Here is a 26,650-nt window from a genome sequence, read left to right as displayed (position 1 = left end):
AGGACGTTGCCAGGCTGTTATCTTATTGTTCCGCAGTAGCTCAGTGGTAGAGCTATCGGCTGTTAACCGATCGGTCGTAGGTTCGAGTCCTACCTGCGGAGCCATTTTTATGTCAATACAAAGTATAGCTGTGCTTCCATAGCTCAGTAGGTAGAGCACTTCCATGGTAAGGAAGAGGTCAGCGGTTCGAGCCCGCTTGGAAGCTTACCTTTAATTTTAAATTATGGCCCCTTGGTCAAGCGGTTAAGACACCTCCCTTTCACGGAGGTAACACGGGTTCGAGTCCCGTAGGGGTCACCATCTTTTTTGTAGAAAATTCACCATAATTTGGAGGATTAGCTCAGCTGGGAGAGCATCTGCCTTACAAGCAGAGGGTCGGCGGTTCGATCCCGTCATCCTCCACCATAATGTTTTAATATATTTTTCTTACTTTACGCCGGGGTAGCTCAATTGGTAGAGCAACTGACTTGTAATCAGTAGGTTGGGGGTTCAAGTCCTCTCGCCGGCACCATCTTTTTTTGAATATGGAGGGGTAGCGAAGTGGCTAAACGCGGCGGACTGTAAATCCGCTCCCTCCGGGTTCGGCGGTTCGAATCCGTCCCCCTCCACCATTCATACTTTTTAAAAAGTTGGACATACTAGAAGTAATTACATCTTTGGGCTATAGCCAAGCGGTAAGGCATCGCACTTTGACTGCGACATGCGTTGGTTCAAATCCAGCTAGCCCAGCCAAGAGCCATTAGCTCAGTTGGTAGAGCATCTGACTTTTAATCAGAGGGTCGAAGGTTCGAGTCCTTCATGGCTCATTTTGTTTTCTAATATTTATCCGCAGAGTTGCGGAAGTAGTTCAGTGGTAGAACATCACCTTGCCAAGGTGGGGGTCGCGGGTTCGAATCCCGTCTTCCGCTCCAATGGGGTCTTAGCTCAGCTGGGAGAGCGCCTGCTTTGCACGCAGGAGGTCAGGGGTTCGATCCCCCTAGACTCCACCATCACACTACATATTTTGCCTTAAATCATGTTCATGGTTTAAGGCTTTTTTTATTTTTAGGATTTGGTCAATTTCATTATTAAGGTAAGGAAGTCCTTATTTTAACAAATTTATTTAAATTGGTTGGATTTTTTCAGTTTAGTTATTTAAAGCAGTGGTTTATAAGACAATTTATATAAGGAAGGGTCTATTTTTGTCCAATAGCCTTTCTCTATTGGACAATTTTTAGATATTCAGAGGAAGTTTGTCCAATAGAAAGCTTCTATAAGACAATAATTATGAGCAGCCAGGAGTTTTGTCTAATAGCCCTTGTCTAAAAGACAATTTTAAGATACCTCGGAAGAGAATTGTCCAATAGCCTCTCTCTATTGGACAATTTTTAGATATTCAGAAGAAGTTTGTCCAATAGAAAAGCTTCTATAAGACAATAATTATGAGCAGCCAGGAGTTTTGTCTAATAGCCATTGTCTAAAAGACAATTTTAAGATACCTCGGAAGAAATTTGTCCAATAGAAAAGCTTCTATAAGACAATAATTATGAGCAGCCAGGAGTTTTGTCTAATAGCCCTTGTCTAAAAGACAATTTTAAGATACCTCAGAAGAGTTTTGTCCAATGAGCCGCTTCCTCATAAGACAAGTCAATGAGTACTCCAGTGAGGTTTGTTAATTACAACACTCGGCCTATACATCCGGAAGAAAAAAGTAAACGTTTAACCACAGAATATTTTAACAATATCGTATATATATACAGAATTTTGTCGAGTTGAGTCATCGGTATGAAAGCGGTTAAAATAGGTAGTATAACAGGCAAAGGGGAGAAAGAGATGACAAAGAAACTATCAATTATTGGAATGCCGATGGACTTAGGACAAATGAGACGGGGAGTGGACATGGGTCCTAGTGCAATCCGTTACGCGGGAATTAATGAACGCTTAAGACCTCTATTTGATGAAATACATGACTGGGGTGATATCCCTGTTGGCAGACCAGAAGTTGTCATAGATAAAGAATCCAATCTAAGAAACTTAGATCTTGTAGCAGAAAAAAGCGCGTTACTTGCCGAAAAGGTTGATGAAGCGATTCAATCTGGTGCCTTCCCGCTTGTACTAGGAGGAGACCACAGCATTGCTATTGGAACATTAGCAGGTGTTTCGAAACATTATCAGAACCTAGGTGTCATCTGGTATGATGCTCATGGGGATTTAAATACAGCTGAAACAAGTCCATCAGGAAATATTCATGGTATGCCCCTTGCCGTAAGCATAGGCTTAGGCCATCCGTTATTGACCGAAATCGGCGGATATAATCCAAAAATAAAACCAGAGAACATTGTCATTATTGGTGCAAGATCACTAGATGATGGAGAGAAAGAATTAATTAAGGAAAAAGGCATTAAAGTGTACACGATGCATGAAATAGATCGATTAGGCATGGCGAAAGTGATGGAAGAAACGATTGCCTACCTAAAAGAAAAAACAGATGGTGTTCATCTATCACTGGATTTAGATGGTTTAGACCCAAATGACGCTCCAGGCGTAGGGACTCCAGTTATTGGAGGAATCAGCTACCGTGAAAGCCATTTGGCCATGGAAATGCTTGAAGAGGCAGGCGTGATTACTTCTGCCGAATTTGTGGAAGTTAATCCAATCCTCGATGAGAAAAATAAAACAGCCATTTGTGCTGTAGAGCTAATGGGATCATTATTTGGTGAAAAACTATTATAAAAAAAAAGCTGCATACTAGACTATGCAGCTTTTAATGTCTTACTGGGTCAATAACAGGTGATATTTGTTAAGTAAGTAATCAAGTTTCTTGCTCTCCTCAATTACTTTTTGATTGGACAGGGAAGTTTCAGATGCCAATCGAATCATATTATTTCGTTGAATTTCTATTTCCTCTATTAATCCGCGGTATGAAGAAGACATCATCTTCCACCTCTTTCTATGTACATATTATCTTTTTTCCCCGCAATAAAAACTTTAAAACATATTTTGTCCCACATTAGTAAATTTTTGTTAATATTAAAGATATTGAAAAGTTTTTCGTTTGAAAACGAAACCTTTTTGGCTGAAGTTCGTATATCGTATAGCGACAATGGAGCTGAGGAAACTTAATGGATACAATTGTGAAAAAAAGAATAAAACAGGTCATCAAAGGAGATCAAGATGCCTTTGGTGAAATCGTAGAAATATATAAAAACAGTGTCTACCAGTTATGTTACAGGATGCTTGGAAATCGTCATGAAGCAGAAGATCTTGCACAGGAAGCATTTATCCGTGCTTATGTGAACATTCAGTCGTTTAACCAGGATTTAAAGTTTTCAACATGGCTTTTTAGGATTGCTACCAATCTTTGTATTGACCGTCTGCGCAAAAAGAAACCAGATTATTATTTAGACGCGGAAGTCGCTGGAACAGAAGGTTTAACTATGTATTCGCAAATTTCCTCCGATTCTCCTTTGCCAGAGAGCGAAGTAGAAAGTCTAGAACTGCAGGAGACCGTTCAAAAGGAAATATTAAAATTGCCGGAAAAATATCGTTCCGCAATCGTCTTAAAGTATATGGAGGACATGTCTTTAAATGAAATAAGTGAAATCCTTGACCTCCCGCTTGGAACAGTTAAAACAAGAATTCATCGCGGCCGGGAAGCATTAAGACAGCAATTACGATATGTATAATGAGGTGAAACATAAATGTGTCCAGAACAGATCATCGAACTCATGCATGATTACTTAGATGAAGAACTAGACCTAGAAAAAGAAAAAATCCTAAGAGATCACCTCAAAAGCTGTAAAGAGTGTGAAATGATTTTTAATGAATTAAAAAAGACGGATGCGTTGGTTAGAGGTATTTCCCATATGCAAGCACCGCCTGACTTTACAGCAAATATATTGGCCAAACTGCCGAAGGAAAAGAAAAAGGTGTGGATGCAAAGGTGGTTTACCAACCATCCTATGCTCACGGCAGCGTCTGTTTTTATTATATTAATGATGGGAAGCTTGTTCTCTAGCTGGAGCCAGGATCAGGAATTCTCTGTCTCAAAGCAAAAAAATTTAGTAGTTAAAAATGATACGGTCATTGTTCCAAAAGGGGAAGTCGTCAAAGGAGATGTCGTTGTTCACAATGGGAATGTTCGGATTGAAGGTGAAGTTCAAGGTGATGTTACCGTAATTAACGGAGAAAAATACTTAGCTTCTGCCGGCCATGTAACAGGACAAATCGAAGAAATAAATGAAGTTTTCGACTGGATTTGGTATCATATGAAAAAAACAGCTCAAGATGTAGTGGATATTTTTGGACAGCCTGAAACTAAATAAAAACAAATCACTCCGCGGGGGTGATTTGTTTTTTTAACTACATACATATAATAAAGTTGTATGGTGAATTTATGTTATAATAAATAAGTTGTATGAATTAAATGTTGTTAGAAAGTTACGGAGGAACAAACAATGCAGTTTGCGGATCTCAGTATATGGAAGTATCTAGCTAGTATTGTTGATATTGCCCTCGTATGGTACGTCATTTACAAACTGATTAATGTGATAAGAGGTACAAAGGCAGTTCAATTATTAAAAGGAATCCTTGTTATTCTTCTTGTCAGGGTGGTCAGTGAGTGGCTCGGCTTAATTACGTTAAGCTGGATGATGCAACAAGCCATAAATTGGGGATTTCTTGCGGTTATCATTATCTTTCAGCCTGAGCTCAGGAGAGCCCTTGAACAATTAGGAAGAGGGCGATTCTTCTCGCGAAGCAGTACACAAGACGATGATAATCAGGAAAAAACAGTCGAAGCCATTGTTAAGGCAACAGATTATATGGCAAAACGCCGTATTGGTGCCTTAATTTCAATTGAACGAGAAACAGGCATGAGTGATTACATAGAAACAGGTATTCGATTAAATTCCAATATTTCTTCGGAATTGCTCATTAATATTTTTATTCCCAATACCCCACTTCACGATGGTGCGGTCATTATCCAGAAAAATAATGTGTCAGCAGCAGCATGCTACCTCCCCCTATCTGAAAGTCCGTTTATCTCAAAGGAGCTGGGGACAAGGCATCGGGCGGCTTTAGGAATAAGTGAAGTCACCGATAGCTTAACCGTTATAGTTTCCGAGGAGACGGGAGGGATTTCACTGACAAGGAATGGAGAACTTCATCGTGATTTGAAAGTGGAGGAACTAAAAGAACTGCTTACCAGTGAAATGCTGATTCATAATAAAGCTAAACAGGCTTCTTCGGCTCGTTGGAACTGGAGGGGAAAACAAAATGGATAAATTGTTTGATAATCCTTGGTTTATAAAGATACTGGCCTTGTTACTGGCAGTCCTTTTATATTCCTCTGTACCACATACTGGTCAAAAGTTAACAGATGTGAATGTTCCTGGAGAGCAAACAACAGAGACCATAAAGGATATTCCTGTAAAAGTTTATTATGATACGGAGAATTTAGTTGTTACAGGGATACCGAACACGGTAGATGTGACCATAAAGGGTCCGATTACACATGTACAATCGGCAAAGGCATTAAGAAACTTTGAGGTATATGTTGATTTGACCAATGCTAAGATTGGAAAGCAGAATGTAAAGCTCAAGATTCGAAACTTATCGGATAAATTAAAGGCAACCATGAAGCCGGCAAGTGTGAAGGTGTCTGTGCAAGAAAAGATTACGAAGGAATTCAGGGTCGAAGCAGAATTCGATGGCGGCCAAATAGAGGATGGGTACTCAGCCGGTCTTCCTGAGGTTGAGCCTAATAAAGTAAAAATTACCGGCGCTAAAAGTGACATTGACAGAATTACCTACGTAAAAGCCACTCTTGACGGTACTGGTAAACTAAAAGCAACCATCTCGAAACAAGCTCAAATTCAAGTACTGGATAAAAAGTTAAATAAGTTGGATGTAACGGTTGATCCTGAAACGGTTAAAGTGACGATTCCAATAAAGTCGAACAGTAAAACGGTTCCGATTAATATTGTAAAAAAAGGAACTTTACCGGAAGGGATAACGATTGAATCAATTGAATTAGATGAAACGGAAGCCAAGATTACTGGAAATGAAGAGGTCTTAAAAGATACAGAAAGTGTACGGGTGGAAGTCGACTTAAGTAAGATTACGGAAAATACAACACTTACTCTGCCAGTGATTATTTCAAATGGAGTGACGAAGGTTACCCCTCAGTTAGTAAAAGCAACTGTAGTGGTAAAAAAAGTGGATCAAAAACCAGCTGTAGAACAAACCACAGCTGCGGACCAAGAAAAAACGATCTTGGGTATACCCTTAAAAATTCAAGGCTTAGCTGATAATTTTAAAGCAGAAGTTAATGATCCCACAAGTCAGACTGTTAATTTACAAGTGAATGGGCCGACTGAGTCTGTAACAGGGCTGGGACCTAGTGATTTCACTGTTTTTATCGACTTGACTGGCTTGGCCGAAGGGACCCATGATGTCAAAATTCAAGTAAAAGGGCCAACGGATGTCCAATGGACGCCTGACAAATCCACCGCAAAAATAACTATTACTAATAATGCCTAATTTATAGCATTACACATGTTGAAGGAGAGATTTTTTAAGATGGGTAAATATTTCGGTACCGATGGGGTACGTGGAGTAGCAAACAGTGAATTAACACCGGAAATGGCCTTTAAATTAGGCCGATACGGCGGTTATGTTTTAACAAAGGATAAGGATCGCCCTAAAGTACTAATTGGCCGTGATACCCGTATCTCTGGTCATATGTTAGAAGGAGCCCTAGTGGCCGGGTTACTATCAATAGGGGCAGAGGTAATGCGTTTAGGTGTCATTTCAACCCCTGGGGTATCTTATTTAACCAAAGCATTAGGAGCTCAAGCAGGAGTAATGATTTCTGCTTCTCATAATCCAGTTGCAGATAATGGAATTAAATTCTTTGGTCCAGATGGCTTTAAGCTGTCTGATGAGCAGGAATTAGAAATCGAGAACTATATTGACTTACCAGAAGACCAGCTGCCACGACCAACAGGAGCAGAACTTGGTCAGGTGATGGATTATTTTGAAGGCGGCCAAAAGTACCTGCAATATCTAAAGAATACAGTAGATGAAGACTTCTCAGGCATCCATATTGCCTTGGATTGTGCGCACGGAGCAACCTCTGCATTAGCAAGCCATTTATTTGCAGACCTTGATGCAGATTTATCGACAATGGGAGCATCACCAAATGGATTGAACATTAATGCTGGAGTAGGATCAACCCACCCAGAAGCACTTGCAGCTCTTGTGAAGGAAAAAGGTGCTGATGTAGGTCTTTCTTTTGACGGTGATGGTGATCGTTTAATTGCAATTGATGAAAAAGGAAACATTGTAGACGGCGACCAAATCATGTACATCTGCGGAAAGTATATGAAAGAGCAAGGGCGTCTAAAACATGGGACGATTGTTTCAACGGTAATGAGTAACCTTGGTTTTTACAAAGCCCTTGAAATTCATGGAATCCACAGTGTACCTACAGCAGTAGGGGATCGTTATGTGGTAGAAGAAATGAAAAAAAGTGGATTTAACCTTGGCGGTGAGCAATCAGGACACATTATTTTCCTAGACTACAACACAACAGGCGATGGATTATTATCAGGATTGCAGTTGGTTAATATCATGAAGGTAACCGGGAAGCCATTATCAGAATTAGCGGGTGAAATGAAAAAGTATCCGCAAAAGCTTGTTAACGTACGAGTAACAGATAAAAACCACGTTACCGATAATGTGAAGGTAAAAGCTGTAATTGAACAAGTTGAAGCGGAGATGGAAGGGAACGGAAGAATTCTAGTTCGTCCAAGTGGAACAGAACCGCTTGTTCGAGTCATGGCGGAAGCAGCAACAGAAGAACTTTGTGAATCCTTTGTGAACCGGATTGTTGACGTTGTGAAAGAAGAAATGGAATTAAAGGAATAAACTATACAACAAATACCGATTCTGCCTGAAAAAAATTTTAGCGGTATGTTATGATGTCTTCTTTTATGCATAAGGGAACAGATTCGTTCCTTTATGCATATTTTATAAGGAAAGATTTAAACATGGTTTGCCATTTAATTTTTAGTTGACGGACGATTGACAAATCATGTAAGATTAGTGTGCTTGTTTCTTAAAGCGAAAACTTTGGAAGGAGGATAGGGGTAGAAGCTTGGAAAAATTAAAAGCGCCTGGACTAATCAAGAGTGAGCTGATTAGTTGACGAGGAGGAGGATTATCGAATGTTCGGCGGATACCTCCCGGTTGCCTGCACACAACCGAAAAGTTCTTCTTTAAAACCTAGAGGCAACTCTATGCACAAAGAGAAGAATATGCGCATACTAACTGTAATGTTTAGAAAGGTATAGACAGATACCTTAATCAAAAGCAGAGATAAGGGGGCAAGCACTGCCTCCAAAAGCATTCTTGCCCCCTGATTCCAGGGAGGAAAAAGAAAATGTGTGGAATTGTTGGATATATTGGTCAAAATGACTCGAAAGAAATTCTTTTAAAAGGCTTAGAAAAGCTTGAGTATAGAGGGTATGATTCTGCGGGAATCGCTGTAAAGAATGAAAATGGTGTTCATGTTTTTAAAGAAAAGGGCCGCATTGCGGATCTTCGTGAAATTGTCAATGAAGATGTAAAAGGCAATATGGGAATTGGTCATACAAGATGGGCCACACATGGTGTTCCTAGTAAATCAAACTCCCATCCACATCAAAGTTCTTCAAGCCGTTTTACACTTGTTCACAACGGTGTAATCGAAAACTATGAGCTCTTAAAGCGTGAGTACTTAACAGGTGTATCATTCAGAAGTGAAACAGACACAGAAGTTGTCGTTCAACTGATTGAGTTATTTGTTAAAGAGGGCTTAGAGGTTATTGAAGCATTTCGTAAAACGTTAGCCCTTTTACATGGATCATATGCCATTGCGCTTTTAGATGAAGAAGACGGTGAGACCATTTATGTTGCTAAAAACAAGAGCCCTCTGCTAGTAGGTCTTGGAAATGACTTTAATGTTGTAGCAAGTGATGCCATGGCAATGCTTCAAGTGACTAATCAATATCTTGAATTGATGGATAAGGAAATTGTCCTTGTTACAAAAGATGAAGTGACCATTCAAAATCTTAATGGGGATATTATTAGCCGTCAGCCTTATACAGCGGAGCTTGATGCAAGTGACATTGAAAAGGGAACTTACCCGTACTATATGTTAAAAGAAATTGATGAACAGCCATTGGTCGTGCGTAAAATCATTCAAACCTATCAAAATGAGGAAGGGACATTGACCGTTGACCCTGACATCATTAATGCTATGAATGAATCTGACCGTGTCTACATTATTGCAGCTGGAACATCCTATCATGCCGGTTTGGTTGGAAAGCAGTTTATTGAAAGCATTGCAAAACTGCCGGTTGAAGTCCATATTGCAAGTGAATTTGTTTATAACATGCCGCTTCTAACCAAGAAGCCGTTGTTTATCTTCATTTCACAAAGCGGTGAAACTGCTGACAGCCGTGCTGTCCTTGTAAAAGTGAAAGAGTTGGGTTACCGTACCTTAACCATCACGAATGTACCAGGGTCAACTTTGTCACGTGAAGCAGATTATACACTGTTATTGCATGCAGGTCCGGAAATTGCTGTTGCCTCTTCCAAAGCCTATACAGCACAGTTGGCTGTTTTAGCTATTTTAGCGGAGGTAACTGCCAAGAGCCAAGGAATTTCAGTTGATTTTGACTTGATCCATGAATTGGGTATTATTGCAAATGCAATGGAAGTACTTTGTGACTCAAAGGAGCTAATTGAACAAATTTCAAGAGAGTTCTTGTCTGTTACACGCAATGCCTTCTTTATTGGCCGCGGGGTCGATTATTATGTAGGTCTTGAAGGTGCCTTGAAACTGAAGGAAATTTCCTATATTCAAGCAGAAGGTTTTGCCGGCGGGGAGTTAAAGCACGGTACCATTGCATTAATTGAAGAGGGCACACCTGTTATTGCCCTTGCTACGCAGGAGAGCGTCAACTTAAGTATCCGTGGAAATGTGAAGGAAGTTGTAGCGCGCGGAGCAAACCCATGCATTATTTCAATGGATGGTCTAAATATGGATGAAGATAGTTTTGTCATCCCAGAAGTACATGAAGTATTAACACCGCTTATCTCTGTTATACCATTGCAATTACTTGCCTATTACGCTGCCTTACACCGTGGTTGTGATGTCGACAAACCACGAAATCTTGCTAAATCAGTAACGGTTGAGTAAAAGGGTTATTTTAAGGCTGGAGACGAATCATACTTGATTCATCTCCAGCTTTTTTGTTTTTTGAAAAAATAAATGTTGTCAACAACCACAGTGACAAAATGAAATTTAGTATCAATTGATGAATGGATGAAAGCGTTTTAATATAAAGCTAGACAGATAAAAAAATATTAAGTGGGGGGAAACCTGATGAGTGAAACAGTTAAAGTGAAGTCAGAAGTAAACGGGACAAACGTAACTGCTAAAGAAAAATCAGATGTAAAAGTTAAAATACAGAAGTTCGGAAGTTATTTAAGCGGTATGGTCATGCCGAATATCGGTGCTATTATTGCTTGGGGTCTAATTACAGCACTATTTATTCCCACCGGATGGATACCTAACAAGGACCTCGCTACACTAGTCGGCCCTATGATTACTTACTTATTGCCATTATTAATCGGTTTTACCGGTGGTCGTATGGTGGGCGATATCCGTGGTGGGGTTGTCGGGGCAACAGCAACAATGGGTGTGATTGTCGGATCAGATATCCCAATGTTCTTAGGTGCTATGATTATGGGACCACTTGGCGGGTTTATCATTAAGAAGTTCGACAAACTGATTGAGGGAAAAGTAAAGTCAGGATTTGAAATGTTAGTCAATAACTTTTCAGCTGGTATTCTTGGAGGCGCTTTAACACTTCTAGCCTATAAAGGTGTTGGCCCTGTTGTTGAAGGATTAAGCAAATTTTTAGCATCTGGAGTTCAGTTTATCGTCGATCATAACATGCTGCCACTTGCTAACATATTTATTGAACCAGCAAAAGTACTATTCTTAAATAATGCCATTAACCATGGTATTTTAAGTCCAATGGCCATTGAGCAAGCTTCAAAAGCAGGAAAATCCATTCTATTCTTACTAGAAACAAACCCTGGTCCTGGACTAGGTATCTTACTTGCTTTCTGGTTATTTGGTAAAGGAACAGCCAAACAAACGGCACCAGGTGCGGTGATCATCCACTTCTTAGGTGGTATTCATGAAATTTACTTCCCATACATCCTAATGAAGCCGATGTTAATTTTTGCAGCAATGGCCGGCGGTGTAAGTGGAGTATTTACATTTAGTGTTCTTCACGCTGGACTTGTCGCTGCTCCATCACCAGGAAGTATCTTCGCATTACTTGCCATGACACCAAAAGGTGGATATTTTGCAACCCTTGCTGGTGTAATTGTAGCAACAGGCGTCTCATTTGCAGTAGCTTCATTGATTCTAAAAACAAGTAAGGCAACAGTTGAGGAGGATTTAACTTCTGCAGCAGTGAAGATGGAAGCTATGAAAGGTAAGAAAAGTTCAGTAACTTCTGTTTTAACAACGCAAGATGAAATCAAACCTGAACATGTAAACAAGATTGTCTTTGCGTGTGATGCGGGAATGGGATCAAGTGCCATGGGGGCCTCCATTTTGAGAAATAAGGTACAAAAGGCAGGTTTAGATATAACGGTTACCAATACTGCTATCAATAATCTACCAGAAGATGCCGATGTGGTTGTTACTCATAGGGATTTAACAGACCGAGCAAAAGCTAAATTACCGAATGCTAAGCATATCTCAGTGGAAAACTTTTTAAACAGCCCTAGATATGACGAATTAGTAAATAGTTTAAAAAAATAGTTAAACAAAGAGTCTAGACAGATGTACTAGACTCTTTTGTTTTAATCATGTCAACAATACAATGGACTAAATCATAAATAGCTTTTATTGTGTAAGGGAATTCGTGGATTTAAAATAAATATTGTAAGTATCAAATTTTAATTTTGGCAACATCATCGTTTCAAGAAACGCGGTCGTCCATAAGGAAGGTGAGAAATGTATATTTCGGCAAGAGAAAGACAAATTCTTGAAGTCCTATTAAAGAACCCTGATGAAACAACCGTGAAAGACCTGGCAGAATTAATTGGTGTGAGCGGCAGAACGATCCATAGAGATTTAAAAAACATAGAAGATATTCTTGACGAATACAACCTCATATTGCAAAAAAAATCAGGGGTTGGTGTCCAAATAACGGGCGAACAAAATAAGATTAGAGAACTGGAACTTTATTTGTTTAATCTATCACATAAAGAATATACGCCAGATGAACGGCAAACCATTATGCTGTGTGAACTATTGGAAACAAGTGAACCTGTCAAACTTCTCGCACTTGCCTCAGACTTAAATGTAACGATTGCAACGGTAAGCTCTGACCTAACTAAGCTCGAAGAGAGGTTAAAAACCGTTGGATTAGCCCTGATTCGAAGGAGAGGCTACGGTGTTGAGATTGAGGGGGAAGAAAGTGCAAAAAGAAGGGCAATGAGTCAGTTAATTTCAGAATACCTTGATGAATCTGAGCTCCTAAGTTTAACCCGGGATAATATTCAAATGAGGTCGACTCAGCAAATTCATAGCATTTCCGAAAGATTAATGGGACTGGTTGAAAAAAAGAAACTGGTAATTGTTGAAAACATAGTTAATTCGATTGTTCAAGAGCTGCCATTTTCAATGGCCGATAGTGCTTATATTGGTCTTGTCGTTCATTTAGCATTGGCTGTAGAAAGAATCCAAAAAGGAGAAGGAATTAAAATCAATTTTTCCTATTTGGAGGACCAGAAGGTTACAAAGGAATACAAATTTGCAGAGAAAATAGTATCACAATTAGAACGAGTATTTACTATTCGTATACCTGAAGCGGAAATCGCTTATATTACTATGCACTTAAAGGGTGCAAAGCTAAGGCATGAAAATGAACATTCAATCGAGGATACTAGTTTACAGGCGGCTATAAAAACCAAAAAGCTGATTGAAATTGTAGGGAAGCTAGCTGGAATGGATTTATCAACAAATCGCTCTCTTTTTGAAGGTCTAAGTGTTCATCTAAAGCCAGCAATCTATCGTATAAAGCAAAAGATGGGCATCAGTAACCCTTTGTTAGATAAGATTAAAAAGGATTATGCCGATTTATTTGAGCTAGTTAAACAAGCGGTAAACCAGGTATTTCCTGAGTTTTATGTTCCCGATGAGGAAACGGGCTATCTGGTTATGCATTTTGGTGCAGCACTAATGGGCAGCAAAGACCTTGGCAGCTTTAAAACACTTGTGGTCTGTTCGAGTGGAATTGGTACCTCTAAAATGCTGGCAACTAGATTACAAAGGGAGTTCCCAGAGTTGAGGTTCATTCAAAACGTCTCAGTGATGGAATTCCAAAAAATGGATAAAACCGATTATCAGCTTGTTATATCTACCATTCCTATACCTGATTATAACGGGGAGTATATAGTGGTCAATCCATTCTTAAATAAGGATGAAATAGAAAAAATCCGCTCCTTTATTAATGAATATAAATTTGTAAACAGTTCAGAAACTCAACTTCCGGTGACGTTCAATCCGAATAAGAGTAAAAGATCTACTTCCAAGTTAATTGAAGAGATGAAAACGATAAAAGAATATGCAGGAACGATTGCCACCGTTCTAGAGGGATTTGATTTAACCGAACTAGGGAACGAAACTGTAAAAGAGATCTTAACCGTAACCTGTCAAAAGGAATTTCTGCAACAAAGAATCAGCGACGTCGAAAAGGTTGTGGATGCCATCCTCGAAAGAGAAGGTCTTGGAGGGATTGGTATTCCCGAAACAGCCATGGCGTTATTTCATGCGCGATCCCCGCATGTCATTCAGCCGATTTTTACTATCACGACACTAAATAAACCAATAAGAGTCTTCGGTATGGATGGTGTAGAAATGAACATGAAGTTTCTCATCCTGCTTTTGTCACCTGCCAACGCATCAGAAAAGACGTTAGAGGTATTAAGTTTTTTAAGTTCCTTGTTAATTGAAAGCGAAGAGAATATTGAGGCTTTTCAATCTAATGACAAGGAGAGTATAGCGGGATTGTTAACAGAAAGACTGGGGCAATTTTTTGATCATAAATTAACGGAATTAAGGAGTGTATAAGGATGACAAAATCTATCTTAGCAAAAGAAAATATTCTATTAAACACAATCGTAGATTCTAAGGAGGATGCGATTCGATTAACTGGGGGAATTCTTGTCGATAAAGGTTATGTGGATGCTGGCTATATTGAAAAAATGCTTGAAAGAGAACAATTAACTTCTACTTATATGGGTAATTTCGTAGCTATTCCACATGGTACTGAGGATTCCAAGTCATTTGTAAAGGAATCTGGCATATCATTTGTTCAAGTTCCACAAGGTGTGGACTTTGGGGCAGGGAATATCGTTAAGCTTCTGATTGGAATTGCCGGAAAAGATAATGAACACCTGGATATACTATCTAATATTGCCATTGTTTGTTCTGAAGAAGAAAACATTGAGAGACTTGTCTCAGCCCAATCAGCAGATGAAATTTTGGCTATTTTTGAAGATGTAAATTAATTCAATCGAAGCGGTCATGTCCAAATAAAGAAGTAATGAAAGGTATGGCCATAAGCCTTTCCACGCGTTACCTTTTTTGTTAGAAATGCTGTATATTCAATATTCTTTGAGAAACAATAGGTTTGTCCTTTTGCGTGTGACAAATCTCACTTTACTCTTTATTGAATGCAGTGATTCAGTGCCTTACTATAGATAGGGTACTACAACAAAGAAGGGATGAGAGCAAATGGCTCAATCTAATATAAAGGTAGCTGTACAAAAGTTCGGTAACTTCCTAAGTTCAATGGTTATGCCGAATATATCAGCTTTCATAGCATGGGGGTTAATCACAGCCTTATTTATACCAACTGGTTTCTTTCCGAATGAAAGCCTTGCCAAAATGGTCGGTCCAATGGTTACATACTTACTGCCACTATTGATAGGGTACACAGGTGGTAAGCTTGTGCATGACCAACGTGGAGGAGTAGTTGGGGCAATCGCAACAATGGGGGTTATTGTCGGAACAGATATTCCAATGTTCTTAGGGGCCATGATCATGGGACCTTTCGGAGGTTTGGTCATTAAGAAATTTGACCAATCTGTTGAAGGGAAAATTAAAGCAGGCTTCGAAATGCTTGTGAACAACTTTTCAGCAGGTATCCTAGGCGGGCTGCTGGCAATTCTATCTTTCTTAGCAATTGGTCCAGCCGTGGATGTATTTACAGGTTGGCTTGTTGCAGGTGTTGATTGGCTGGTAAGTACAGGATTATTGCCATTAACAAGTATTATAATTGAACCTGCCAAAATTTTATTCTTAAATAACGCGATTAACCATGGTGTATTATCACCGATCGGCGTAGAGCAAGCAAAAACAACAGGAAAATCATTATTGTTTCTTCTTGAAGCAAATCCAGGGCCTGGTATCGGAGTCCTGTTAGCATACTGTATTTTTGGAAAAGGTACAGCAAAAAGAACAGCGCCAGGTGCAGCGATTATTCAATTCTTTGGTGGAATTCATGAAATCTACTTCCCTTATATCTTAATGCGTCCGATGCTGTTTCTAGCAGTTATCCTAGGTGGAATGAGCGGCGTTTTTACATTAGTCCTTTTAGGCGGTGGATTACTTGCTCCTGCATCACCGGGTAGTATCCTTGCTATTATGGCCGTCACTCCGCATCATGCAGGCACATATCTTGCCAACCTGGCAGGGGTGCTTGTAGCAGGAATTGTTTCGTTTGTTGTTTCATCTTTTGTTCTTAAAACAGGTAAACAACAAGATGAAGATATTGAAGAAGCTGCAAAAAAAATGCAGGAATTGAAAGGAAAGAAAAGTTCGGTTTCGAATGTCTTTTCTGCTACTTCCGCTGCAATGCCTGAAACAGTAAACAAGATTGTGTTTGCTTGTGATGCAGGAATGGGATCAAGTGCGATGGGTGCATCCCTGCTGCGGAAAAAAGTTAAAGAAGCTGGATTGAATATTTCGGTTACAAATACAGCTATCAGTAATTTACCGGCTGATGCTCAAATTGTTGTTACACAAGAAGAGTTAACACCAAGAGCACAGAATAAATTGCCAAATGCATACCACATTTCAGTTGAAAATTTCTTATCGAGTCCAGAATATGACAAATTAATTAACCAGCTTAAAAATCCAGAAACAGCTGAACTTCAAGAAATGGTAGAAGATGCGGAAGCAAATGTTCCTGATGGAAGCAATCAAGCGAATGATGCATTACTTCTTGAGGAGAATATCTTCTTAAATCAGTCATTCACTACAAAAGAAGAGGCGATTCGTTTTGCAGGAAGAGCGTTGGTAAAGGCTGGCTACGTAAAAGAAAGCTATATTGATGCCATGATCGCAAGAGATGAAATGACGTCAACTTATATGGGGAATGATGTAGCGATCCCGCACGGAACAGAAGAGGCGAAAAAGGATGTCTTAAATTCCGGATTTACCGTATTACAAGTACCAAACGGGGTCGATTTTGATGGTCAAAAGGTTCGATTAATTTTCGGTATTGCCGGCAAAGATGGTACACATCTTGAAATCTTATCGGGAATTGCCGTTACATGTTCAGATATGGCAAATATTGAAAAATTAGTTGAGGCAAAATCAGCCAGAGAGATTATCGACATTTTAAATGATAAGTAAATATAGAGTTGTTTGTGAATAGAAAAGCCGTTCTGCTGCTTTTCTATTCACTTTTTTAGAAAATGCCTCCATCCTCATTTATTATACTTACCGATCGATAAGTTCTCATATAGTTACTATCACAGAAACGAGCTGGTAGCATGTATATAACAACTAGGGAAAAGGCCATTATTGAATTACTGGTTAAAACATCTGGAAAACAAACAGCAGCATCCCTGGCGAATCACTTAAATGTAAGCGGCCGTACAGTTCACCGTGATTTAAGCGGAGTAGAAAAGATCCTTCAGATGTTTGATCTTCACTTAATACGTCATCTGGAAACAGGGCTTAGGATTGAAGGTAAGAACGAAAATATCTTTCGGTTAGTACAGAAGATAACGAGTATGGTTCCAATCGATCAAACTCCGGAAGAAAAGAAATTGCAGCTGCTGATTGTCTTGATGCAAGAGGATGCCTTTAAAATTCAATCTTTAGCAATGGAACTTGGTGTTAGTAATGTAACGATAACGAACTATATAGAGGAATTGACGGATTGGTTAAGCCCTTTTAATGTGACGATTACTCGAAAAAGAGGAGTTGGCGTTGATCTTACGGGAGCAGAGTCAGCTAAACGAAAAGCACTGGCAAGCTACTTTTTGTTGTATTTTTATGAAGAGTTAATTGAGAGTTTGTTTTTATTGGAAAACGGAAAATATACTCAAGAATTAGTTGTGAACTACTTTCTTCCTGAATATATCGCTGTAATCGATCGACTCGTAAATACTATATTTAATAGTACACAGCAGCGTTTGGCCGATAATGATTATATCGGACTTATTGTACATATCGGTATAACCATGCAACGGACAGATGCACTCTTCCTGCTAGAAAAGGATTCAGAGTCTATGAATCTGCCGACAGAATATAACCTCATTAAAGAAATATGCGGGCAGCTTGAAGAAGCGTTCTCGGTAACATTTACGGAACAAGATCTGATTTATTTGGCTGGCATCTTAAAGGGTTCTAAGCTTCAGTCAGTGGATGTTGTGCCTTATGACAGCCTTGTTCTTAGTAAAATGGTAAAGACCCTCATACAGGATGTTTCATCACAGTTGCATATCGATCTCACGAATGATTTTTCCTTGTATCAGGGGCTCTTAGCTCATATGGAACCATCCCTGTATCGTATCAAACAACAAATGGGATTGTTTAATCCTTTAAAAGAGGAAATAAAACAGAAGTATCCTTTTCTGTTTTTGGCAGTTAAAAATAGTGTTGAAAAGCAGTTTACGGATCTTGATTCTATCCCAGATGATGAAATTGCCTTTATTGTTCTTCATTTTGGGTCTGCCTTAGTAATGCGGGAAGAGAAATTATCAATAAATGCATTAATTGTTTGTCCTACAGGTATTGGGACATCTAAAATGTTAGCAAGCAGGATAAAAAAAGAAATCAATGGGATTGACCATTTTGAAATAAAATCAATAAAAGAAATTCAGAATCAAACAAGTTTGAAAAGGTTTGATCTAATCATTTCGACCGTAAAGCTCCCTTTTTTAGATATTGATTATCTTTTGGTTTCTCCACTTTTAACAGAGGAGAACATTATCACCATTAGGAACTTCTTAAAAAATAATCTAAAAAAGGTAACGGAAAAAAGGAGTTATCTACCCTTATCAGAAACCAATGCCTTTGTGACGGATGTTAAACCAAATGGAACCATTTTTGAAGTGTTAAACATGCTGAAGGATGTACAAAAAAGTATTGAGGCTGTATTAACTAATTTCAAGGTTTATAAAATGCAACAGGTAAAGGATCATGAAAAAGTGTTGGCGGAAATGGTCATTACGATCCAAAAACAAAAGCTTTTAACCTCAAGCATAGATGTCCTTGCCTCGTTAAGGGAGCGGGAAAGAAAAGGCGGCCTGGGGATACCGGGTACGGGAATGGGACTTTTCCATTGCAGAGATAAGAATATTCATGAACTTATTTTTCAAATCTCACCTCTACAAGAACCGATTATGATTAAAGGTATGGATGGACAGGATATGTCCATGAAAACCTTACTATTACTGCTCGCTCCGGAGGAATTAAGCGTGAGAGAGCAGGAAATTGTAAGCTTGATTAGCACTAGTTTGATTGAAAACCAAGAAGCGATTATGATTTTTTCATCAGCAAATGAGCAAGTGATTCGTGCAAAATTAGAGGCGATTTTTTTACATTATCTCCAAACAAAAATTATAAAGGAATGATAAGAATGAAACTAGCAGTTCATTTTGGAGCAGGGAACATAGGAAGAGGATTTATTGGGGCGCTTTTTTCACAGTCTGGCTATCATGTTACCTTTGTTGATATTGCCGATCAAATCATTAACCAGTTAAATGAGGAAAAACAATACCAAGTAAAATTAGCCACGGTTGAACAAGAAAGTATGATGATCCAGAATGTTTCTGGATTAAATAATATGACGCAAGAAAGGGAAGTAATCGAAGCCATCAAACAAGCTGTCTATCTAACCACTGCGATTGGACCGAATATTCTTCCGCATATTGCACCGTTAATTGCTAAGGGATTGGCCGAAAGAGTAAAGAATAATGATGAAAAGCTCTATGTAATCGCATGCGAAAATCAAATTTCAGCTACCGACTTATTAAAAGGGTTTATCTTTGAACATTTAGATAATGAAACCAAGGAGAAATTAGAAGGTAAAGTATACTTCTTTAATTCAGCAGTTGACCGAATCGTTCCTCTTCAAAACAATCAAGGATCACTTGATGTTTTGGTAGAACCTTATTATGAATGGGTAGTAGAAACCAGCGAAAACATTCCATCTGTTGAAGGGATGAAAATGGTTGCTGATCTTGCTCCTTTTATCGAACGGAAATTATTTACCGTAAACACAGGTCATGCTGTGATTGCGTACTTGGGATATCTTGAGAAGAAGTCCACGATTGACCAGACATTAGCAGATGAGGAAATAGTAAAACAAGTACAAGCAACGCTGGGTGAAACAGGTGCTTATCTCATTCATCAATATGGTTTAAATCCTGAAGAACATAACCAATACATCGATAAGATTATTCATCGTTTCCAAAACGCTTATTTAAATGATGATGTGACTAGAGTAGGGCGTTCGCCTCTGCGTAAGCTTGGTCCTAATGATCGTCTCGTACGTCCTGCTGTTGAAGCAAATAAAGCTGGACTTTCCTATTCCAATCTTGCAAGGGCAATTGCTTCCGCTTTGCTGTTTGATTACCAAGAAGACCCAGAGGCTGTAAAGCTGCAAGCTATGATAAAGGAAAACGGACTCCCAGCTGTCTTAAAAGAAGTGAGCGGCTTGACTGAAAATAGTAAAATTACAGAAGAAGTAATCAGGTATTATGATTTGTTAAAGAAATAAAAGAAAGGGGTCAGTCCCTCGTTGCTTGTAAAGGAGCGGGAGGCTGACCCTTTTTTTGCTATTGAATAATAAAGATTTTCTCTTTAAGATAGTAGAAAAGTTGGTACAAAGGGGATTGAGTCATTTGGAACAAAAGATATTACCTGCTTCAGGGAATATGAAGGAATTTGAGAAATTCCTAAAAAGCCCATTTGAAATCGGTGTTTATTTAGATATGCACATAGCGCAGCTAAAAAATATTAACTTAATGGCAAGGCAACACAATAAAAAAATGATTTATCATGTTGATTTAATCCATGGAATTAAAAATGATGAATATGCAACCGAATATATCTGCCAAGAATTCAAGCCTTATGGATTAATTTCAACCAAGTCAAGTGTCATCCAAAAGGCAAAGCAAAAAGGTGTAGTTGCAGTGCAAAGGATTTTTTTAATTGATAGTCATGCCCTTGAAAAAAGCTACAAGCTGATTGAAAAAACACAGCCAGATTATATTGAAGTACTTCCTGGAGCAATGCCTAAAATGATAACAGAAGTAAAAGAACGAGTGAAAACACCTATATTAGCTGGAGGACTCATTCGAACATCTGAAGACGTTTATGCAGCATTAGAAGCCGGTGCCTCTGGAATTACCACATCTAAAAAAGAGTTATGGAACCTATTTGCCAATTAGTTTTTAACTTTAATACTATTTTAATCATAAAAAAGTATTGACACCGCTTTCATCCTTGTACTATACTCGTCTTAAGTTAATATTTTGTGACGGAGATAAGGAGATTCACACAGAGACCCATTAATGGGTTCATTCTGTTGTGAATCTCTTTTTTTTCGTTTACAGCCTAGACGTAACAGGAAAAATAATATAAAAGAGAGAGGGAAAGAAAAATGACACCATTCGTTGGGGAAATGATTGGAACAATGATTCTTATTGTGTTTGGCACAGGAATTGGGGCTGGCTCTTCTTTAAAGAAGTCATATTCCAATAATGCGGGATGGATCGTAATTACAGTTGCTTGGGGACTTGCAGTAACAATGGGGGTTTTTGCGGTAGGTTCGGTTAGTGGAGCTCACTTAAACCCGGCTGTCACAATAGCCTTAGCACTAAATGGAGATTTTCCTTGGTCTGATGTGCCGTCCTATATTTTGGCACAAATGTTTGGCGCTATTTTAGGATCGGTGTTAATTTATTTACATTACCTGCCTCACTGGAAGGAGACGGACGATCCTGCAACAAAGCTTGGGGTATTTGCGACAAGTCCTGCTATATCGCATACTTTTTCAAATCTATTAAGTGAAATGATTGGTACCTTTATCCTTGTTCTTGGTCTATTATTTATTGGAGCAAATAAATTTACAGAAGGATTAAATCCACTTGCAGTCGGTTTATTAATTGTAGTCATCGGGATGTCTTTAGGTGGGACAACTGGTTATGCAATCAATCCAGCCCGTGACCTTGGTCCGCGAATTGCTCACTTCTTATTGCCAATCAGTGGAAAGGGAAGTTCTAATTGGGGCTATTCATGGATTCCGGTTGTCGGCCCGCTTTTAGGCGGCAGCCTTGGTGCAGTTTTTTATAAAACAGTCTTTTTAGGAAAAGCAACAGGGTCTCTTTGGATTGTATTAGGAATCAGTGTTGTGGTCCTATTACTTTCATTTGTAACTAGTAAAAAGCAGAGTTCTCTTAGAAGTCAGGCTAACCAAGTAGCTTAATAGTAAGATATTTTATAAATGGGGGAATTTATCATGGAAAAGTATATTTTAGCTTTAGATCAAGGTACAACAAGCTCAAGAGCTATTCTTTTTAATAAAAATGGAGAAATTGTTCATACTGCTCAAAAGGAATTTACACAGCACTTTCCGAAGCCAGGATGGGTGGAACATAACGCAAATGAAATTTGGGGTTCCATTCTTTCTGTCATAGCAGGTGTGCTCTCTGAGTCAGGCATCAAACCTGAACAGATATCTGGAATCGGCATCACCAATCAGCGTGAAACCACGGTTGTATGGGATAAGGAAACGGGAGAGCCTGTATACAATGCACTTGTTTGGCAGTCTCGCCAGACAAGTGAAATTTGTGAACAGCTGAAAGAGAAGGGATATAATGATCTTTTCCGTGAAAAGACAGGGCTTCTCATCGATGCCTATTTTTCCGGAACCAAAGTGAAATGGATTCTTGACAATATAGAAGGTGCGCGCGACAAAGCTGAGCAGGGCAAGCTTTTGTTTGGCACCATCGATACATGGCTGATTTGGAAGCTCTCCGGAGGCCGTGCTCATGTAACCGATTATTCTAATGCATCTCGTACACTCATGTTTAATATTTATGACCTTAAATGGGACGATGAATTATTAGAAATACTAGGGGTTCCAAAATCAATGCTTCCAGATGTACGCCCTTCATCAGAGGTTTATGCAAACACCGTTGATTACCATTTCTTTGGCAAAGAAATTCCGATCGCAGGAGTGGCAGGCGATCAGCAGGCAGCATTGTTTGGGCAGGCTTGTTTTGAAGACGGAATGGCTAAAAACACATATGGCACAGGCTGCTTTATGTTAATGAATACGGGAGAAAAAGCAGTTCGGTCTGAACATGGCTTATTAACTACCCTTGCCTGGGGATTAAATGGCAAAGTAGAATATGCACTGGAAGGCAGTATTTTCGTAGCAGGTTCAGCCATCCAATGGCTGCGTGACGGCTTACGAATGTTCAAGGACGCCAAAGATAGTGAGGAATATGCAAAAAGGGTTGAATCTACTGAAGGTGTGTATGTCGTCCCTGCTTTTGTTGGATTAGGAACACCTTATTGGGATAGTGATGTCCGCGGAGCTGTGTTTGGTTTAACAAGGGGAACATCGAAGGAACACTTGATCCGGGCAACGCTTGAGTCATTAGCCTATCAAACAAAGGATGTATTATCCGCAATGGAAGCAGATTCTGGAATAGAACTGAAAGCACTTCGTGTTGATGGCGGTGCTGTAAAAAATAACTTTTTAATGGAGTTCCAAAGTGATCTATTAAACGTCCCGGTTGAACGTCCGGTTGTAAACGAAACAACTGCATTGGGAGCTGCTTATTTAGCGGGTCTGGCAGTCGGTTTCTGGGAAAGCCAAGAGGAAATCGCAAAACAATGGGCGGTAGACTGTAAGTTTGATCCAAAAATGACAGACGACAATCGAAACAATCTATATGATGGCTGGAAAAAGGCAGTTAAAGCTGCAATGGCCTTCAAATAATATTAGTTGTATCATGATGATTCAATATGTTAAGATAAACCTAAGTTAATATTTGTCAGGAGAAGTCGGAGAGACCACAAAAACATTATCGCAATTGGATAATGTATTTTGTGGTCTTTTTCTATTTCCATCCTATATTTCAATGCATATGTAAATAATAAGACACGTAATCGGGAGGAAGAGACGATGAAATTTTCAACCTTACATCGAGAAGAGATAGTCAATAAATTAAAAGGTGAAACATTTGATGTATTAGTTATTGGAGGCGGTATAACCGGTGCAGGGATAGCCTTGGATGCCGAATCACGTGGATTGAAAGCGGCTCTTGTTGACATGCAGGATTTTGCAGCTGGTACATCAAGCAGATCAACAAAACTCGTTCATGGCGGCTTACGATATTTAAAACAATTTGAAATAAAGATGGTAGCGGAGGTTGGAAAAGAACGGGCCATCGTTTATGAGAATGGTCCCCATGTAACGACACCAGAATGGATGTTATTACCGATCCACCAAGGGGGAACTTTTGGTAAGTTTAGTACATCCATCGGCCTGCGGGTTTATGATTTTTTAGCGGGAGTGAAAAAGCAAGAACGCAGAAAAATGCTTTCAGTTGAAGAGACACTTGCCAAAGAACCATTGGTGAAGAAATTAGGATTAAAGGGAGGCGGTTATTATGTAGAATATCGTACAGACGATGCCCGTCTGACGATTGAGGTAATGAAGGCTGCCGTTGAAAAAGGTGCCACTGCCAGCAATTATACAAAAGTAATGAAGTTGCTTTACAACAATGGAAAAGTGATTGGAGCACTTGTACAAGATCTGTTAACCGGTTATAAATACGAAATCCATGCAAAAAAGGTCGTCAATGCTGCCGGACCGTGGGTTGATAAGATCCGTGAAATGGACCAGTCAAAAAAAGGAAAAGTGCTGCAGCTGTCTAAAGGTGTCCACCTTGTGATTGATCAGTCACGATTCCCTTTAAAACAAGCTATATACTTTGATACACCTGATGGCAGAATGGTATTTGCGATTCCTCGTGATGGTAAGGCGTATGTTGGAACAACTGATACTTTCTATAATGAGGATGCAGTAAATCCTAACATGACGGTTGCTGATCGGAATTATATTATCAATGCTATCAATTATATGTTCCCAGAAGTAAAGATAAGCGAGAATGATATTGAATCAAGCTGGGCAGGTGTGCGCCCGCTGATTTATGAAGAAGGAAAAAGTGCGTCTGAGATCTCTCGAAAAGATGAGATTTGGGAATCTGAATCAGGATTACTTACAATTGCTGGAGGGAAATTAACGGGTTATCGTAAAATGGCTGAAATTGTGGTTGATCGATTAGTAGCTATATTTCAATTAGAAGAATCCCGAAGTTTCTCACCTTGTCAAACAAAGCATCTGCCGATTTCTGGTGGAGATGTGGGAGGTTCAAGTAATTTTAATAGTTATGTTGCTAAGATGCTTAAAGCAGGAGAGGAAGCCGGACTAACAAAAGCAGAAGCGGAACATTTATCAAGAATCTATGGCTCGAACGCAGCTGCTGTTTTTAACATTCTTAAGGAGAATGTAGCTGATGCAGTGAAATATAACTTACCGCTGCCTCTTTTTGCAAAATTAATTTATGGAATTGAACATGAAATGGTTGTAACACCAATTGATTTCTTTAACCGCCGTACTGGAGCTATTTTGTTTGATATTCAAACAGTGCAAAGGTGGAAAAATCAGGTGATTGCCTGCATGGCTGATAAACTAAACTGGACGGAACAAGTTAAAAATAATTATTTACTATTACTCGAAAAAAATTTAACAGATGCTATGATCCCTTTAGATGAACAAGATGTACCACTTCGTGTAGTTAACGGGGACTAAATATTCCCTTTTCAATATGGCACATAAAAAACAATCCAGCTTAATAAAACTGGATTGTTTTTTTGATCAAACTAGATTGCCCAATCCCCATTACGGAAAATGGGAACTATAGTACCATCTTGTTTAATGCCATCAATATTCATTTTGTCAGAACCGATCATGAAATCGACATGAACAGTCGAAGTATTCATGCCATGTTTTAATAATTCTTCTTCACTCATCTTTGTACCGCCTTGAATCGTCGTAGGATAAGCTGCCCCTATGGCCAAGTGGTTGGATGCATTCTCATCATATAGAGTAGTAAAGAAGGTTATCCCGGATTGAGAAATAGGGGATGGGTCTGGAACAAGAGCAACTTCACCCAAGCCGGTTCCGCCTTCGTTGTCAAAAACCAAATTCTTAATCGTTTCATCGCCTTTTTCAGCGGAAATATCAACGATCTTTCCGTCTTTAAAGTGTACCTCAATGCCTTCTATTAATGTACCAGCATAGCTAAGCGGCTTTGTACTGCGTACGACTCCATCCATACGGTGTGTATCAGGTGCTGTATAAACCTCTTCTGTTGGCATATTAGCGATAAATTCTTCACCTTTTGGATTATGGGCTTCCGCACTCATCCAAATATGATTTTTAGGCAGGCCTAAAGTCAAATCCGTACCAGGGGCCGTGTAATGCAAAGCATCAAACTGAATCTCATTTAATTTTGCTGCTTTATCATTCAATGTCTGCTTGTGTTCATCCCAAGCTGCTACTGGGTCATCTGCATACACACGGCAGGTTTTAAATATTTGGTCCCAAAGGGCATCCACTTGCTCTTCCGAGGTGGCTAAGTCAGGGAATACCTTAGCTGCCCAGCCTGCTCCGGCTGCTGCAGCAACCGTCCATTTTAAATCATCATTTTGTGTGGCTACACGTTGAGCTTTGAAGGCCTTTCCGGCTTTATTTTGGTAGGCAGCAATTTTAGCCGGATCCACTTCGTTTAATAAACCAGGATCACTTGAAACAATTGAAAGCCGGCTGACACGATGATTTAAAACATGGTCTTCAGATTCCTGAATTTCGTATTCAGGGATGTTGGTTAGTACTTCTACTGGTTGATGTAAGTAATTCAGTTTACTAATTTCATCATCTGACCATTTAATAATGACTTTTTCAGCCCCTAGTTCATAGGCTTCTTTGGTGATATAACGTGCTAAAGGAGCTTGGTCAACGGTAATCGTCATTTTAACCCAATCGCCAGGCTGAACATTGATTCCTTTTGCAACAAGTAATCTTGCATATTTATGTAGATTTTCTTCAAAGTTAGGCAGCATTTTGTTTCCCTCCATTCATTTACAATCAATAACTATACTAGCATAGTATGCGAAATTTTCCAGGAACTAAGTCCTATCTTCCTAATC

General features: G+C 39.2%; 19 protein-coding genes and 10 tRNA genes. 27 read left to right on the top strand and 2 right to left on the bottom strand.

Translation table 11 applies throughout. From position 1 onward, the window contains the following. Nucleotides 1-29 precede the first annotated feature (29 nt). The 11 genes from V7077_RS02000 to rocF all read left to right on the top strand — a co-directional run bounded on the left by V7077_RS02000 (nucleotide 30) and on the right by rocF (nucleotide 2,712). A tRNA-Asn gene (locus V7077_RS02000) sits at nucleotides 30-104 on the top strand. 28 nt (nucleotides 105-132) lie between these two features. Next, nucleotides 133-205, top strand: a tRNA-Thr gene (locus V7077_RS01995). A 20-nt stretch (nucleotides 206-225) separates the two neighbouring features. Beyond that, a tRNA-Glu gene (locus tag V7077_RS01990) sits at nucleotides 226-300 on the top strand. A 29-nt stretch (nucleotides 301-329) separates the two neighbouring features. Next, nucleotides 330-405: transfer RNA gene (locus V7077_RS01985), tRNA-Val, on the top strand. A gap of 30 nt (nucleotides 406-435) precedes the next feature. Further along, nucleotides 436-511: transfer RNA gene (locus V7077_RS01980), tRNA-Thr, on the top strand. Nucleotides 512-526: 15 nt separating this feature from the next. Next, nucleotides 527-611 (top strand) — tRNA-Tyr (locus V7077_RS01975). 46 nt (nucleotides 612-657) lie between these two features. Continuing rightward, nucleotides 658-732 (top strand) — tRNA-Gln (locus V7077_RS01970). Nucleotide 733: 1 nt separating this feature from the next. Next, nucleotides 734-806 (top strand) — tRNA-Lys (locus V7077_RS01965). 30 nt (nucleotides 807-836) lie between these two features. After that, nucleotides 837-911 (top strand) — tRNA-Gly (locus V7077_RS01960). A gap of 2 nt (nucleotides 912-913) precedes the next feature. Then, a tRNA-Ala gene (locus tag V7077_RS01955) sits at nucleotides 914-989 on the top strand. A gap of 823 nt (nucleotides 990-1,812) precedes the next feature. Beyond that, nucleotides 1,813-2,712 carry an arginase gene (gene rocF, locus V7077_RS01950; RefSeq protein ID WP_335498160.1) on the top strand — a complete coding sequence of 300 codons (900 nt, stop codon included), beginning with the start codon at nucleotides 1,813-1,815 and terminating at the stop codon, nucleotides 2,710-2,712. Nucleotides 2,713-2,751: 39 nt separating this feature from the next. Here the strand turns inward: rocF and V7077_RS01945 are convergent, their stop codons facing one another. Further along, nucleotides 2,752-2,916 carry an aspartyl-phosphate phosphatase Spo0E family protein gene (locus V7077_RS01945; RefSeq protein ID WP_335498159.1) on the bottom strand — a complete coding sequence of 55 codons (165 nt, stop codon included), beginning with the start codon at nucleotides 2,914-2,916 and terminating at the stop codon, nucleotides 2,752-2,754. A gap of 185 nt (nucleotides 2,917-3,101) precedes the next feature. On the opposite strand from V7077_RS01945, the gene sigW reads away from it, so the two are divergent. From sigW to V7077_RS01865, 16 genes are all read left to right on the top strand, one after another. Next, nucleotides 3,102-3,665: an RNA polymerase sigma factor SigW gene (gene sigW / locus V7077_RS01940; RefSeq protein WP_335498158.1), complete on the top strand. Its 564-nt coding sequence runs from the start codon at nucleotides 3,102-3,104 to the stop codon at nucleotides 3,663-3,665. A 15-nt stretch (nucleotides 3,666-3,680) separates the two neighbouring features. Further along, nucleotides 3,681-4,304, top strand: coding sequence for an anti-sigma factor family protein (locus V7077_RS01935; RefSeq protein WP_335498157.1), 624 nt, complete (start codon nucleotides 3,681-3,683; stop codon nucleotides 4,302-4,304). 132 nt (nucleotides 4,305-4,436) lie between these two features. Further along, a complete protein-coding gene (cdaA, locus tag V7077_RS01930) occupies nucleotides 4,437-5,264 on the top strand; it encodes a diadenylate cyclase CdaA (protein WP_335498156.1) in 828 nt (275 codons plus the stop codon). Beyond that, complete coding sequence (locus V7077_RS01925) at nucleotides 5,257-6,522, top strand: CdaR family protein (protein ID WP_335498155.1); 1,266 nt, start codon at nucleotides 5,257-5,259, stop codon at nucleotides 6,520-6,522. The genes cdaA and V7077_RS01925 overlap by 8 nt, the downstream gene beginning before the upstream one ends. A gap of 39 nt (nucleotides 6,523-6,561) precedes the next feature. Further along, entirely contained in the window at nucleotides 6,562-7,911 is a 1,350-nt protein-coding gene (gene glmM, locus V7077_RS01920; protein WP_235741864.1) for a phosphoglucosamine mutase, read from the top strand. A 514-nt stretch (nucleotides 7,912-8,425) separates the two neighbouring features. Continuing rightward, on the top strand, nucleotides 8,426-10,228 hold the full coding sequence (gene glmS, locus V7077_RS01915; RefSeq protein ID WP_335498151.1) for a glutamine--fructose-6-phosphate transaminase (isomerizing): 1,803 nt from the start codon (nucleotides 8,426-8,428) through the stop codon (nucleotides 10,226-10,228). A gap of 186 nt (nucleotides 10,229-10,414) precedes the next feature. Beyond that, entirely contained in the window at nucleotides 10,415-11,872 is a 1,458-nt protein-coding gene (locus tag V7077_RS01910; protein WP_335498150.1) for a PTS mannitol transporter subunit IICB, read from the top strand. A 195-nt stretch (nucleotides 11,873-12,067) separates the two neighbouring features. Then, entirely contained in the window at nucleotides 12,068-14,188 is a 2,121-nt protein-coding gene (locus V7077_RS01905) for a BglG family transcription antiterminator (protein ID WP_335498149.1), read from the top strand. Between the two features lie 2 nt (nucleotides 14,189-14,190). Then, a complete protein-coding gene (locus V7077_RS01900; RefSeq protein WP_335498148.1) occupies nucleotides 14,191-14,628 on the top strand; it encodes a PTS sugar transporter subunit IIA in 438 nt (145 codons plus the stop codon). A 226-nt stretch (nucleotides 14,629-14,854) separates the two neighbouring features. Then, nucleotides 14,855-16,759, top strand: coding sequence for a PTS mannitol transporter subunit IICBA (locus tag V7077_RS01895; protein WP_335498147.1), 1,905 nt, complete (start codon nucleotides 14,855-14,857; stop codon nucleotides 16,757-16,759). A gap of 140 nt (nucleotides 16,760-16,899) precedes the next feature. Further along, complete coding sequence (locus V7077_RS01890; RefSeq protein WP_335498146.1) at nucleotides 16,900-18,990, top strand: BglG family transcription antiterminator; 2,091 nt, start codon at nucleotides 16,900-16,902, stop codon at nucleotides 18,988-18,990. Between the two features lie 5 nt (nucleotides 18,991-18,995). Continuing rightward, complete coding sequence (locus V7077_RS01885) at nucleotides 18,996-20,138, top strand: mannitol-1-phosphate 5-dehydrogenase (RefSeq protein ID WP_335498145.1); 1,143 nt, start codon at nucleotides 18,996-18,998, stop codon at nucleotides 20,136-20,138. Nucleotides 20,139-20,262: 124 nt separating this feature from the next. Then, the gene (locus tag V7077_RS01880; protein ID WP_335498144.1) at nucleotides 20,263-20,811 is read left to right on the top strand and encodes a glycerol-3-phosphate responsive antiterminator; all 549 of its coding nucleotides are present in this window, start codon (nucleotides 20,263-20,265) and stop codon (nucleotides 20,809-20,811) included. Nucleotides 20,812-21,023: 212 nt separating this feature from the next. After that, nucleotides 21,024-21,848: an MIP/aquaporin family protein gene (locus V7077_RS01875; RefSeq protein WP_335498143.1), complete on the top strand. Its 825-nt coding sequence runs from the start codon at nucleotides 21,024-21,026 to the stop codon at nucleotides 21,846-21,848. Nucleotides 21,849-21,881: 33 nt separating this feature from the next. After that, entirely contained in the window at nucleotides 21,882-23,372 is a 1,491-nt protein-coding gene (gene glpK / locus V7077_RS01870) for a glycerol kinase GlpK (protein WP_335498142.1), read from the top strand. A gap of 186 nt (nucleotides 23,373-23,558) precedes the next feature. Further along, the gene (locus V7077_RS01865; RefSeq protein WP_335498141.1) at nucleotides 23,559-25,250 is read left to right on the top strand and encodes a glycerol-3-phosphate dehydrogenase/oxidase; all 1,692 of its coding nucleotides are present in this window, start codon (nucleotides 23,559-23,561) and stop codon (nucleotides 25,248-25,250) included. Between the two features lie 71 nt (nucleotides 25,251-25,321). Here V7077_RS01865 and V7077_RS01860 read toward each other — a convergent pair whose 3' ends face one another. Then, nucleotides 25,322-26,563 (bottom strand): aminopeptidase, encoded by a 1,242-nt coding sequence (locus V7077_RS01860; protein ID WP_335498140.1) that lies wholly within the window; start codon nucleotides 26,561-26,563, stop codon nucleotides 25,322-25,324. Nucleotides 26,564-26,650: the final 87 nt, after the last annotated feature.

This window comes from Neobacillus vireti, from assembly GCF_036962465.1.
Taxonomy (GTDB): Bacteria; Bacillota; Bacilli; order Bacillales; family Cytobacillaceae; genus Neobacillus; species Neobacillus vireti_B.
The sequence above is the reverse complement of the archived record's forward strand: the minus strand, read 5'-3'. Positions and strand labels throughout refer to the sequence as shown.